This is a genomic window from Prauserella alba, assembly GCF_024171735.1.
Taxonomy (GTDB): Bacteria; Actinomycetota; Actinomycetes; order Mycobacteriales; family Pseudonocardiaceae; genus Prauserella; species Prauserella alba.
The window spans coordinates 145536-158621 of the sequence record NZ_JAMTCH010000006.1 but is presented as its reverse complement, the minus strand read 5'-3'; the positions used below and the strand labels follow the sequence as shown (position 1 = coordinate 158621).

Below are 13086 nucleotides of genomic sequence, written 5' to 3'. Positions count from 1 at the left end.
GAATCCGAGTGGTCTCATAGCTGCCCCTCCGGACTGCTGCTAGCCTTCGGCCCGAAGCGATCACCCGGCGCTCTTCCGGAAAGGTGGCCTCCAGCAAGGTGTTCGGTAGTTTCGAGTTCGTGCTGGGCAGCGTCGAGGCGAGTGTCGTGGCTCAGGCGTTCGGTGTCGATGTCCGGCGGTTTCCCTTGCGGGTCCGCAACACCACCACCGATCCCGACCGGCTGCGCAAACTCGCCGGGATCGTCAGCGGTACGCTCGCCGAACGCGGGTTGCTGGTGGGCAAGGACCCACACCCGAACCTGCAGCGGGCATTCGAGCTGTTCGGTCGCTACCGCGTATCGGCGGCGGTGAGCGGAATCGACGATCGGGACAACGAGATCGCGATGCTCGTCGTCACCGACGGTGCGGACGCGGTCGGGGTCACGCAGCACCACGGTGAGGACGAACTGGTTTTCCGGTCCTTCTCCGACGACGATCTCGTCGACGTCCTCACCGGCGCGCTCCCCGCGGTGTCGGCGGCCAGCGGCCCCGAAGCCACCGTTCGGCAGAGTCTGCCCGAGTACCGTTCCGCGTTCGATGCGCAGAAAGCGGCAGAGCGTGCCCACGACGAGGAAGAGACGAACGCGTTCGGCAACATCCGCGTCGTCGGCCGGACCTCCGCGCCGAGAAGGTCGCGAGGTGACGGGGAATCCGGGGAGCAGCGACTGCGCCGCGCGTTCGCGGCGCAGCGACGGGGCGGTGGGCAGGTGGTCGTGTCGGCGTTCGCCGGTGAGCGATCCGCGCCGCGCTCGGTCGGCTGGGTGGACACCGCCGAGGGCCGCTACCTGGTTCATGCCGGTGAGGTGGGCAACGAGTTCGTCGCCCGCTACGAGCCTGCCGGTCGTGCCGAGGTGTCACGCGCCATTCACGGTCTGGTCGCCGCAACCTACTGAGTCGGAGTGTGTGATGAGTGACGATGCCCCCGAGGTTCCGCAGACGGCCGCGCCGACGGGTCCGGTGCTGCGGGCGGCCGAGCGCGGTACGCCGATGCTGAGCGGGCGTGAACTGAAGCGCATGGCCACCGACGGCGGCTTCGCCGTGGACGAGACCACGGGCAACCGGATGATCAGTGCACTTCAGGACATTCTGGAAGCTCTCAACAACCGGTGGGCGACACTGTCGAAGCTGGAGACCTCGCCGCAGCTGAGCGCGACGTCCACCGCGCAATGGGTCGCACAGCACACGGTCAACACTGCCTCCGACGAGCGCGGGTTGCTCACGCAGCTGCGCCGGGCACGCGAAGAACTTCCGCAGTACATCGAGGCGATCCGCGAGGCCAAGCGCCGGTATTCCGACACGGAATCGGGGACCCGCGGTCAGCTCGAGGGTTTCCACGATCGCTTCTGATTTTTCCCAGGCCGGCCGAAAGAGGTGCCACGACCGTGTCCACGTCCACCCCGGAAGAGAAGACACAGGATGTCTCGGACCCGCGGAGTGAGAACTACGATCCCGGCAGTCCGCACTACGACGTGACCGTCGATCCGTCGTCGCCGTTCTACGTGGGCGAGATCACCGAGGAGGCGGAATCCGGTCACGAGTTCCGCGACGCCGCGGAGGCCATTTCGGACGTGTTCCCGTTCAGCGTGTTCGGTGACGCCTTCACACAGGCGCTCTATCAGGGCTTTCTCACGAGCGACCGGGCCGGAATGGACGAAGACCTGGAAATCCGGCAGGTGGGCGAGATTCCGAGGACCGTGTGGGACAACGCCTCGCACGAGCAGATGGTCGAGGCGCTCGGCAGTCACGCCGATTCCGCGGCGGTTGCCGAGACCTCCGAGGAATGGGTGCGGACCGGCAACGATCTGACCCTGCACCAGAAGGCCGTCGCCGATGCGATCAGCGACAGCATGGGCGATTGGCAGGGCGAGGGCGGTGATGCCGCCAGGGAGCACCTCGCCGGTGTGGCCAAGTGGCTCGGAGCCACCGCGCAGGGTGCGGTCCTCACGGGACGGCAGCAACAGATCCACTCGCAGACGCTCAACGAGACGCAGAAGCAGATGGATGCGAACCCGCCACTGGCGTTCTCCGCTGCGGCTGCCAACCGGCGGCTGGCCGGCATCGACGACCCCACGGCCTACGCCGCGGCTGCGCAGCAGGAGATGCAGTCGATGCAGGAGAGCGAGGTCAGACGGGGCCAGGCCGCTCGGATCATGTCGCAGTTCGACGAGACCGTCGGCGGCGCTGTCGACATGCCGCTGTTCTCCCCGCCACCGGAACTCGCCGGACCGCGGGCCGCGGCGGCTCCGGGAGTGGCTTCTTCCGGGGCGGCTCCAGGCACGTCGGCCGCGGGAGGGGAAGCGGCGGCCGGTGCGGGACAGGCGCCGCTCCACAACGCGCGTGCGCCCCACATGGACGGGCAGGAGGCCGAACCAGCGAACGGGACGGCGTGGACGGCCGACCGGCCGTTCGCAGCCGACGGTCAGCCGCCGGCCGGGGGCCGCGACGGTGTGCCCACCCCGGCGGGGCCAGGGGGCGAGGGACCGTCCTTCCCGGCAGGCGTGCCGGAGGTGCCCGGCGGCGACGCGCAGTCGTTCTCGCCGGACGTTCCGCCTGGCGGGGCGTGCTCGCCGGACGTTCCGGACATGCCGGACCCGCCACAGGGTGGCGGGCCGTATTCGCCGCAGGTCCCGGCACCGCAAGCACCCGGCGCCCCGCCGGGCGGGCAGTCGTTCCCGGCGAGCGTGCCGCACGTGCCGAACGGTGGCCCCCAGCCGTTGCCACCCGAGGCCCCACATGGCGGTCCGTTCTCACCGGCTCCGCTGGACGTGCCGGATGTCGACGGCGGTGACGACGGCACGGGGACGTCGTCGTACGCACCGCCGAGGTTCACCACCCCTGATCTCCCTCCCGGCGGCGGTGGCACCCCCGGCTGGCCGGGCGCGTCGAACGGCGACATCAGCAGCAGGCTGGGCGGCGCGACCGGCGCCGGCTCGGGCGCGGGCATCGGCGGAGTGCTCGCCGGCGGCTCCGGCTCCGCAGGCGCGGGAGGACGCGGACCGGCAGGCGGGAGCGGATCCTGGGGTTCCGGCGGCTCCGGCGGGGTTTCCGGAGTGTCGGGAACGCCGCATGCGGCGGGCGGCGTACCCGGCGGCGGTGCCGCGGGTGGTGCGGCCGGCGGGATGGCGCCCGGGATGGGTGCCGGGGGCGCGGGCCGGAAAGGCGAGGAGGACAAGGAGCACCGCGTGGCGGGCTACCTCGAGGACGAGGAGAACGTCTTCGCCCCCGAACAGGCCATCGCGCCACCGGTCATCGGCGACTGGGAGAACAACAAGAACGAGGACTGGCGGTAGCGCGGTCGGCGGGCGTCCGACACCGACACGCGCGTCGCACCGGAACTCGCGCCACCCGAACTCGCGCCACCGGAACCCGACGGCACCGGCGACCGCTCCCGGTGCCGTCCGGTCACGGTGCCGCGGTACTGCCGCGGACGGTGAGCGTCGGGGTGAGGACCACGTCCTTCTCGGCGGTGCGCTGTTCGTCGAGGCGTTCGGCGCAGGCCTGCACGGCGAACCTCGCCATCGCGGTGGCGTCCTGCTTGACAGTGGTCAGGTCGACGTAGGACATGCCGGCAGCGCGGGTGTCGTCGTAGCCCACGATCGACAGGTCACGTGGCACGCGTACGCCCGCGCGGCCGAGCGTGTGCAGCAGCCCTTCGGCACAGCTGTCGTTGGCCGCGAACACCGCGGTCGGGCGGTCCGAACGCGACAGCAGCTCCACGGCGGCACGGACTCCGGACTCCTCGGTGTAGTCGCCAGGCAGGATCTCGACGTGCCCGGCGAGGCCGTGGTCGTTCATCCGCGCGCGGTAGCCGTTCCGGCGGTCGGCCGAGCCCGGCAGGGAGCCGCCGTCGACGTGGACGATGTCGCGGTGTCCGAGGTCGACGAGGTGGTCGACGGCGAGGCGGGCGCCCTCCTCATCGGCGGTACGCACACTGCCGATGCCGGTTCCGCCGGTGTGCTGGCCGATCTCGACGACCGGAACCTGCCGCGCGATCTTGGTCAGGTGCGAGGGCGACTCGATGGACAGTCCGATGAGGATGATCGCCTCGCAGCGCAGGCCGAGCAGCTCGTCCACGGCCTGCCGTACGCCGCGCGTCGGCAGGATCGCGCTGAGCACGATGCTGTAGTCGAGTCCGGCCGCCGCCGCGTACAGCCCCTCGATCACCAGCGGGTCGAGGGAGTGTTCCATGGTGAACAGCACGCCGAGTTGGCGGCTGCGCGCACGCCGCAGCAGTTGCGCCGCCGTGTCGGCGTGGAACCCCAGGTCCTCTGCGGCCCGCAGGACGTGCTCGCGGGTGTGCGGATTCGGGCCCGGCTTGTCGCCGAGCACGAGCGACACCGTCTGGCGCGACACCCCCGCGCGAGCCGCGACGTCGGCCATCGTGGGACGTCGCGTGGGTTCGCAGTCCTCCGACCGCGGCATCACTGCCTCCTGATCGCTGCCTTCCGACCGGCGCGAAGTGTGCCCGGGATCGTACCGGGCGCCCGGACTGCGCCGCGGCGGACGTGGGTCGGCGAGGCAGATCACAGCCGTGCGACTTGAACGATCCCGAACGGTCCTGAGACCGTGGATTTGGCACGTGCCAAACCGCCTTCATCGCCGCGGGCCCGGCCGGCCCGTCGCCAGTCCCTCGTCCGATGCGCAGGAAAGGTGTGCCCTCATGGCTGTGGCGTTGTGCGCTCTCGCGCTGGGAGCGTTCGCCATCGGTACCACCGAGTTCGTCATCATGGGTCTGCTGCCGGAGGTGGCGGGCGGTCTCGACGTGTCCGTGGCCACCGCGGGCAATCTCATCTCCGCCTACGCGCTCGGCGTCGTGGTCGGTGCGCCACTGCTGACGGCGGTCGCCACCCGGCTGGGCCGCAAGCAGGCGCTGCTGGCGTTCCTGGCACTGTTCGTCCTGGGCAACGTCGCGACCGTGCTCGTGCCGGGCTACGGCGGCGTGTTCGCGTCGCGGGTGATCGCGGGACTGCCGCACGGCGCCTACCTCGGAGCGGCGAGCCTCGTCGCTGCCCAGCTCGTCGGGCCCGCACGGCAGGCGACCGCGGTGGCGCGCGTGCTGATGGGGCTGACGATCGCCAACATCGTCGGTGTCCCGGCGGGCACCTTCCTCGGCCAGGTCTTCGGCTGGCGTGCCGCGTTCCTGGTGGTCGGCGTGCTCGGACTGCTCGCCGCTGCCGGCGTGGCCGCGTTCGTGCCGTCGCTGCCGAAACCGGAAGGCGTCGGCCTGCGAACGGAGGTGGTGGCCCTCGGCAGGAAGCAGGTCGTACTCGGATTGACCACCGCCGTGTTCGGGTTCGCCGGGGTCTTCGCCGTCTACAGCTACATCTCGCCGATGCTGACCGAGCTGGCCGGACTGTCGGACGCCGCGGTGCCGGTGGTGCTCGCCCTGTTCGGCGCCGGCATGACCGCAGGGTCGCTGATCGTGGGGCCGCTCGCGGACCGTGCACTGCGGCCGACGATCTACGGCTCGTTGGTGGCGCTCGCCGTCGCGCTGCTGGTGTTCTGGTTCGCGATCGACTCCCCGTGGTCGGCGATCGTCATGACCGTCGTGCTCGGCGCCGTCGGATTCGGTGTCACCGCACCGCTGCAGGTGCTGATCATGCAGAAGGCGGGACGGGCCCCGACGCTGGCCGCGGCCTCGAACCACTCGGCGTTCAACCTGGCCAACGCCGGGGGAGCGTGGCTGGGCGGGCTGGGCATCAGCGCCGGTCTGGGGTACGCCTCGCCCGCGATCATCGGTGCGGTGCTGGCCGTCGTCGGCCTCGGAATCGCCGTCGCGGCGGGGCTGTCGGACCGGGACCGGTCCGGTTCCGGGCAGGTGGCCGAATCGGCCGGCGCGGTCACCGGAGATACGGAACCCGCCGGTGCCGGACGCATCGGAACCGCCGAACGGGTCGGTTGACCCGCAGCGACCGGGTCCAGCGGGTGCGGGACCGTCCCGCGCGCTTCGCCGAGGTGACACGGGCGGCCACCGCGGCTCGGCCACCGCAGGTCACCGGCCGGTCAGCCGGAGAATCCGATCGTCGCCGTCGGCCGGTGACCCCCGGCCGTCGGTGTTGTTGGTCAGGACCCACAGCTCGCCGTCGGGCGTCGTGGTGACGTCGCGCAGCCGGCCGAACTCGCCTGCCAGCAACTCCGCCGACGACGACGGGTCGGCGACCGGCACCGTGCGCAGCACCTCGCCGCGCAGGTTGGCGATGTGGATCGTGCCGTCGTGGATCTCGATGCCGCTCGGGCTGGCCTCGTCCGGCCGCCACTGCTGAACCGGGTCGACGAACCGTTCGTCGCCGCCGATCCCTTCGACGATCGGCCAGCCGTAGTTGCCGCCCGGCTCGATGATGTTGAGCTCGTCCCACGTGTCCTCGCCGAACTCGGACGCGAACATGGTGCCGTCGGCGGCCCAGGCGAGCCCCTGCGGATTGCGGTGCCCGTAGCTATACACGGGTGAACCGTCGAACGGATTGTCGGCGGGCACCTCCCCGTCCGGGGTCAGCCGGAGAATCGACCCGGCGAGGTTGCCGCGGTCCTGGGCGTCGTCCGAGACGCCCGCGTCGCCCACGGTGACGTAGAGCATCCCGTCGGGCCCGAACGCGATCCGGCCGCCGGAGTGAATCGTCGCGGACGGCAGACCGTCGATGATCGTCTCCGCGTCACCGAGGGACAGCGCGCCGGGCTCGCCCTCGACGGCGTAGCGCTGGATGCGGTTGCCGTCCGGCCCCGTCGAACAGACGTACAGGCGCTGCCGGTCGTCGGTCGCCAGCCCCATCAGTCCGGTTTCGCCGCTCGGCGCCACGTCGTCGATCGTGCCGACCACCCGGGTGCCGTCGCCGGTGACCTCGAGGATGTCGCCGTCGTCGCGCGTGCTGACGACGGGAGCGTCGCCGACGAACGTGATCGACCACGGCGCGTTCAGGCCGCCGACCACGGTGTCGGCGCTGCCGCGGGCATCGGTGCGTTCCGACGGGTTCTCCGGCGCGACGGCCGAACAGCCGGTGAGCAGCGCGAGCGCGGCGGCTCCGAGGACGGTCAGACTGCGCATCGAGGCCATATCGCCCACGGTACGGACGTCGCCGGGACGTCGGCGGCCGAGTGCGGGACGATCGGCCCATGGCTGCGACGAACGGCAAGGTCGACGTCACGAAGGCGATCGACTGCTACCGCGCCCGGAAAGGCCGGTTCGACGTCGTCGACGTGCCGGACCTGCGGTTCCTGATGGTCGACGGGCACGGTGACCCGAACACGTCGGCCGCGTTCGCCGATGCCCTCGGCGCGCTGTATCCGGTGGCGTACACGGTGAAGTTCGCCAGCAAGCGCGACCTCGGCAGGGACTACGTCGTGCCGCCGTTGGAAGGGCTGTGGTGGGCCGAGGACATGGCCGCGTTCACCACGGGGCGCGACAAGACGCTGTGGTCGTGGACGATGCTGATCATGGTGCCGGAGTGGGTCGACGACGTCATGGTCGAGGCCGCCATCGCCGCCGTGGCGGCGAAGAAGCGCCCCGCGCGTATCGACGACGTTCGCTGCGAGGTGTTGTCGGAAGGGACCTGTGTCCAGACGCTGCACGTCGGCTCGTTCGACGACGAAGCGCCGGTGCTGGCGACGATGCACCACGACGTCATCCCCTCGCGCGGCCTCCGGATGGCCGGGACGCACCACGAGATCTACTTCAGCGATCCGCGCAGGACGCCTGCAGGGAAGCGGCGCACGATCCTCCGGCAGCCGGTGGCGCCCGTCGCCGAGTGACCCGGCGACAAGGGACGCGCCGTGGCATGGCGCAGAGCCGGCAGTGGAGCCCGCAGCAGGGCCACCACTGATTGAAACAGCACTGGGGCGGGGTGGTGGGCCGCTGCTAGTTTCCGCCGTGGGCGGCGAAAGGTGTACGACATGGGGGTGTACGCGGTCACCGGGGCGGCTTCCGGCATGGGGCGCGCGGCCGCCGACAAGCTCAGGGCCACGGGGCACACCGTGGTCGGCGTGGACGTCCGGGCCGCCGACGTCGTGGCCGATCTGGCCACGGCGGCCGGTCGGCGGTACGCCGCGGACGCGGTGCTCGAAACCTGTGGCGGACGGCTCGACGGCGCCGTGCTGGCTGCCGGACTCGGCCCGGTGCCAGGCAGCGAACGCGAGATTCTCGAGGTCAACTACTTCGGCGTGACCGAGCTGCTGGGGCGGTGGCGGCCCGCGCTGGCTGCCGGGGGAGGTGGCAGGGCAGTGGTCCTGTCCAGCAACTCGACCACCACCACCCCGCTGGTGCCGCGGCGTGTGGTGCGGGCTCTGCTCGCGGGGGAGTCCGGTAAGGCCGTGCAAGCCCTGCGGTTCCACGGCCCGGCGCGTGCCGTGATGAGCTACGGCGGCTCGAAGCTCGCCGTGAGTCACTGGGTCCGACGCGAGGCGGTGACGCCGGAGTGGGCGGGCTCCGGTATCCGCCTCAACGCCCTCGCGCCGGGAGCGGTCCGCACGCCGCTGCTGGACCAACAGCTCGCCGACCCGGCGTCGGCCAAGGCGGTGACCTCGTTTCCGGTTCCGGTGGGCGGTTTCGGTGATCCGGCGCAACTCGCCGACTGGGTGGTGTTCCTGCTGTCCGACGCCGCCGACTTCATGGCGGGAAGTGTCGTGTTCGTGGACGGCGGAACCGACGCCTACCTCCGTCCCGATGCCTGGCCACGGCCGGTTTCGCTGCGTGGTCTGGTCCGGTACCTACGGCGGATGAGGGCGTTCCGGCGGGAGTGACCGCGTGTCCGTCCGTACAGTGGGGCGACGTCGTCGTGCCGTCCGACGGCTCGACGCCGGGCCCGACGGAGCGCTGCATGTCGCGGCCGGGACCGAGCGAACGGTGCTGTTGCTCACCCGTGGTGGGGGCTCATACGTGGTGGGACCGGGTACCGAGCCGCACCGGGTGCCCGACGCCTAGGCTGGCTCTCATGTCGGAGCGGGGATCGGGAGCGGCCACCAGAGAGGCGATCCGGGCGGCTGCCACGCGGCTGTTTCTCGAACGCGGATACGCGCGGACACCGGTGCGGGACATCGCGAGCGCCGCGGGCGTGAACGCGGCGCTCGTCATCCGCTACTTCGGCAGCAAAGAGGAACTGTTCCTCGAGACCATGCGGCTGAACATCGACGACGAACCGTTGCTGGACGTGCCGATCGAATCCTTCGGCGCCCGCTTCGTCGAGGTCGTGCTGTCCACAGGCGACATTCGCGGCGTGTACCTGGCACTCGTGCGCGGCAGTGGTGAGCGGCGGATCGCGGAACGACTCCGTGAGGTGCACGAGAACGCGCTCGTCGCGCCGCTGCGCGCCCGCCTGTCCGGTCCGGACGCGGACCTGCGCGCCCGCATGGCGGCCGCCGCGGTGGGTGGGCTGCTGTACTCGCTGTGGGTCGTGGGGGACGAGGCGCTCGCCCACGACCGGCCGGAACTCGTGGCACGCTACGGCACGATCGTCCAGCAGATCATCACCCCGGAGGCCTGAACTTCCGGGATGCTTCGGCAGTCCTTGAGACGTCGAGACGTCAGTGCCCTCGCGACGTCACTGGACCGACCAGCCGCCGTCCGAGGGCAGGATCGCCCCGGAGACGTTCACCCCGTCGTCGCTGAGCAGGAAGCTGATCGATGCCGCGAGCTGCTGTGCCGTCGCGATCGGCGGGATCATGCGGACGAAGTCGCGGGTGCGCTCGTTGCCCCAGTCGGAATCCGGTGCGCCGCCGCGGGCGATGCCGGTCGCGACTCCGCCAGGGGCCACGGCGTTGACCCGGATGCCGTGCGGGCCGTACATGAACGCCGTGTTCTTGGTGATGCCGACGACCGCGTGCTTGGCCGCGGTGTAGGCCACGCCCGCGGCGTTGCCGCGCAGCGCGGCCTCCGACGCGACGTTGACGATGGATCCCGAGCGGCGGTCGATCATGGCAGGCAGCACGGCGCGGGTGAGGCGGAACACGCCGTCGACGTTGACCGCGAACACGCGGCGCCACAGCTCGTCGGACGTCTCATGGGCGGGGGAGAAGTCGTCGACGATCCCCGCCACGTTGGCGAGCCCGTCGATCCGCCCGCCGGCCGCGGCGACGATGCGGTCGATGTCGTCGTCGCGGGTGATGTCGCCCGCAACGGGCGTGATGCGCTCGGTGTCCGATTCGGACGTCAGCGTGTCGAGTCCCTGCTCGGTGATGTCGGCGGCCACGACACTGCCACCTTCGGCGGCGATGCGGTTCGCCGTGGCACGGCCGATGCCGGACGCCGCGCCGGTGACGACGACGGTGCGCCCTTCGAAGCGGCCGGGGGTGATGCGTTCCCGCCACACCGACTCGTCGGCGTCGGCAGATCCGCCGCCGACGCGCTGTACCAGTGCGTCGACGACGTCCTGCGACAGCCTGCCCTGGCTGAGGGTGACGAGTTCCTGCAGCGGCAGGTTCGCCACGGGTGCGAGTGCGTCGGCGCCCACGCCCGCCTCCTCCAGCAGCTCCCGGATGGCGACGCCCCCTTCGGGATGTCCGAGCCAGGTTCCGACCGTGCTGGCGGCGGTCAGGACGCGGGGTGTCGTGCTCATGGGCTGCCTCCGGCGGATGCGCGGGCCGTCGCTCAACTAAGGTAAACAAAGTTTACACTCTCGGTCCACGTCAGGGACGAGCACGGCGACCGGCGCACCGGAGAGGCGGCAGCACACCGAACCCGGCCGCCGGGTTCGGGTCAGGCGGCCACGTCGCCGAGCGCCTTGTCGAGGATCTCCACGCCGCGGTCGATCTCGGCCTCGGTGGCCGTCAGCGCCGGGGCGATGCGGAAGGTGCCGCCCATGCCGGGCAGTTGCACGATGTTCATGTGCAGGCCGAGTTCGCCCGCCCGCTGCGTGACCGCGGCGCCGAGCCGGTCGCTGTCGGCCGTGTCACCGCCGGAGGCGACCAGTTCGAGCCCGACGAGCAGTCCCTGCCCGCGGACGTCCCCGATGACCGGATGCCGTGTGGCGAGCTCGCCGAGGCCGTCACGCAACCGCACGCCGAGCTCCGCGGCACGCACGTCCAGCCGGTCGCGGGTCAGCACGTCGAGCACGGTGTTGCCGACGGCCGCGGGCAGCGGATCGTTGACGTGCGTGGTCAGGAACAGGAAACCGAGGTCGTGGGCGCGTTCCTCGATCTCGGCGCTCGTCACGATCGCCGACAGCGGCAGCCCGGCGCCGAGCGTCTTGGAGAGCGTGATGATGTCCGGCACGACGCCGTCCCGTTCGAAGGCGTACCAGTCGCCCGTGCGGCACAGGCCGGTCTGGGCCTCGTCGAGGATCAGCAGCATGCCCCGCTCGTGGCACTTGTCGCGCAGTGCGCCGAGGTAGCCGGGTGGCAGGTCGATGATGCCGCCGGAACTGAGAATCGGTTCGACGAGGCAGGCGGCGAGACTGCCGGTGGACTGCGCGTCGATGAGGTCGAACGCCAGGTCGAGCTGACGGCGCCAGTCCAGGTCGCCGTCGGCGTCGACGATGTCGGGCCGGAACCGGTCCGGCACCGGAAGGGCGAAGTTGCCCGGCGCGGCGGGACCGTAGCCGCCGCGGCCCGCGCTGTAGGTGGCACCCGCGGCCGCCTGCGTCATGCCGTGCCAGGAACGGGCGAACGAGACGACCTCGTGCCCGCCGGTGACGAGCTTGGCCATGCGCAGGGCCGCCTCGTTCGCCTCGCCGCCCGTACTGAGCAGCATGGTCTTCTCGAGTGGAGCGGGCAGGGATTCGGCGAGCCTGCGGCACAGTTCGAGAACGGGGCGGCTCAGCATGCCGCTGTAGAGGTGGTCGAGCCGGCTCGCCTGCTCGCCGATCGTCGCGACGATCTCGGGATGGGAGTGGCCGAGAATGGCGCTCATCTGCCCGGACGTGAAGTCCAGCAGCTCCCGCCCGTCCTCGGTGAACACCGAGGTGCCCGCGGCGCGGTCGACGACGGCGGGGCTGAACCCGCCGCGGCCCAGGTAGCGGATGAGGTGCGCGGTGTCGGTCATGCTCCGACGCTACGAAGCTGCGTTGCATCGTGTCCATCACACGATGTCGACGCCGCTGTTCGGTTTTCCCGAACTATTCGGCGCAGACTGGGGGCATGCTCAATCCGTGGCGACTGCGGCTGCTGTCCCTGCTGGAAAGCCTCGGCACCGTGCGTGCCGTGGCCGAGACGCTGCATCTGAGTGCCTCGACGGTGTCGCAGCAGCTGACGGTGCTCGAATCGGAGACCAGGGCGACGCTGCTGGAGCGGACCGGCAGACGGGTGCGGCTCACCCGGCAGGGCAGCCTGCTGGCGCGGCGGGGCAGGGAGATCCTCGACCGCATGGCCGAAGCCGAGGCCGAGCTGCGCATGCTCGGGGACGAGCCGATCGGCACGGTGCGGGTCGGTGCGTTCCAGAGCGCGATCCAGCCGCTCGCCGTGCCAGCCGTGACCCGGTTGGCCGACTCGCACCCGCAGCTGCAGGTCGAACTCGTGGAGTCCGAACCGCACGAGAGCGGTCCCGCACTGCGGACCGGCGAGCTCGACGTGATCATCACGACCACCGATTACGTCGAGTTCCCCTGGGGCCGGGACCTGGAGATCGTGCCGTTGGGCACCGACCCGGTCGTGCTCGTGCTGCCGCAGGCGCATCCGCTGGCACGCAGGCGTGCCGTCGACCTCGCGGCGTGCGCGGACGAAACGTGGACCGGGGACCGCACGGGCTCGTACATGGCCGAGCTGACCCGCAGGCTGTGCCGCCAGTCCGGTTTCGAACCGCGGACCGCGAGCCGCTTCAGCAACTACCTGCTGCAGTTGGGCGAGGTGGAGTCGGGCCGCGCCGTGACGCTGCTGCCGGCGCTGGCCGTGCCCGCGGGCCTCGCCGTGGCGACGTGCGAACTGACGACCCCGGTGCACCGCAACGTCACGATCGTGGTGCGCAGCGGCAGCGCCCCGCGGGCGGCCGTCGACGCCGTCGTCGACGCCCTGCTCGACCACCCGGAGGTCCCGGCGCTGACCGCTCCCGGCGAGGACCAGGGCTGATCGGCCGGTCGGCTGCTGCGGCCGTCGTGAGTGTCCGAACTGCTGCGCACGCCGATCCGGCGC

At 71.3% G+C, this 13086-nt stretch carries 12 protein-coding genes; 8 read left to right on the top strand and 4 right to left on the bottom strand.

What is annotated here, in order from left to right; translation table 11 throughout:
* The first annotated feature begins 98 nt into the window (after positions 1-98).
* Genes LY12_RS20705 through LY12_RS20695 form a run of 3 tightly spaced genes read left to right on the top strand, consistent with a single transcriptional unit; the run spans position 99 to position 3329 of the window.
* Positions 99-932, top strand: a complete 834-nt coding sequence (locus LY12_RS20705; RefSeq protein WP_253859062.1) for an ESX secretion-associated protein EspG — start codon at positions 99-101, stop codon at positions 930-932.
* Positions 933-945: 13 nt separating this feature from the next.
* Positions 946-1386 carry a hypothetical protein gene (locus tag LY12_RS20700; protein ID WP_253859061.1) on the top strand — a complete coding sequence of 147 codons (441 nt, stop codon included), beginning with the start codon at positions 946-948 and terminating at the stop codon, positions 1384-1386.
* 35 nt (positions 1387-1421) lie between these two features.
* Complete coding sequence (locus tag LY12_RS20695; RefSeq protein WP_253859060.1) at positions 1422-3329, top strand: hypothetical protein; 1908 nt, start codon at positions 1422-1424, stop codon at positions 3327-3329.
* Positions 3330-3441: 112 nt separating this feature from the next.
* Here the strand turns inward: LY12_RS20695 and LY12_RS20690 are convergent, their stop codons facing one another.
* Positions 3442-4461 carry a LacI family DNA-binding transcriptional regulator gene (locus LY12_RS20690; RefSeq protein ID WP_253859059.1) on the bottom strand — a complete coding sequence of 340 codons (1020 nt, stop codon included), beginning with the start codon at positions 4459-4461 and terminating at the stop codon, positions 3442-3444.
* 238 nt (positions 4462-4699) lie between these two features.
* On the opposite strand from LY12_RS20690, the gene LY12_RS20685 reads away from it, so the two are divergent.
* Entirely contained in the window at positions 4700-5941 is a 1242-nt protein-coding gene (locus tag LY12_RS20685) for an MFS transporter (protein ID WP_253859058.1), read from the top strand.
* Positions 5942-6031: 90 nt separating this feature from the next.
* Here the strand turns inward: LY12_RS20685 and LY12_RS20680 are convergent, their stop codons facing one another.
* Entirely contained in the window at positions 6032-7087 is a 1056-nt protein-coding gene (locus tag LY12_RS20680; protein WP_253859057.1) for a PQQ-dependent sugar dehydrogenase, read from the bottom strand.
* 59 nt (positions 7088-7146) lie between these two features.
* Between LY12_RS20680 and LY12_RS20675 the strand changes: the two genes are divergently transcribed.
* The 3 genes from LY12_RS20675 to LY12_RS20665 all read left to right on the top strand — a co-directional run bounded on the left by LY12_RS20675 (position 7147) and on the right by LY12_RS20665 (position 9509).
* On the top strand, positions 7147-7782 hold the full coding sequence (locus LY12_RS20675) for a GyrI-like domain-containing protein (protein WP_253859056.1): 636 nt from the start codon (positions 7147-7149) through the stop codon (positions 7780-7782).
* Positions 7783-7923: 141 nt separating this feature from the next.
* Positions 7924-8769, top strand: coding sequence for an SDR family oxidoreductase (locus LY12_RS20670; RefSeq protein ID WP_253859055.1), 846 nt, complete (start codon positions 7924-7926; stop codon positions 8767-8769).
* 191 nt (positions 8770-8960) lie between these two features.
* Positions 8961-9509, top strand: coding sequence for a TetR/AcrR family transcriptional regulator (locus LY12_RS20665; RefSeq protein ID WP_253859054.1), 549 nt, complete (start codon positions 8961-8963; stop codon positions 9507-9509).
* A gap of 57 nt (positions 9510-9566) precedes the next feature.
* On the opposite strand, the gene LY12_RS20660 is transcribed toward LY12_RS20665, so the two are convergent.
* Positions 9567-10580 (bottom strand): SDR family NAD(P)-dependent oxidoreductase, encoded by a 1014-nt coding sequence (locus LY12_RS20660; RefSeq protein WP_253859053.1) that lies wholly within the window; start codon positions 10578-10580, stop codon positions 9567-9569.
* Positions 10581-10720: 140 nt separating this feature from the next.
* The gene (locus tag LY12_RS20655) at positions 10721-12004 is read right to left on the bottom strand and encodes an aspartate aminotransferase family protein (protein WP_253859052.1); all 1284 of its coding nucleotides are present in this window, start codon (positions 12002-12004) and stop codon (positions 10721-10723) included.
* Between the two features lie 95 nt (positions 12005-12099).
* Here LY12_RS20655 and LY12_RS20650 point away from each other — a divergent pair, with 95 nt between their 5' ends.
* Positions 12100-13023, top strand: a complete 924-nt coding sequence (locus LY12_RS20650) for a LysR family transcriptional regulator (RefSeq protein ID WP_253859051.1) — start codon at positions 12100-12102, stop codon at positions 13021-13023.
* The last annotated feature ends 63 nt before the right edge of the window (positions 13024-13086 follow it).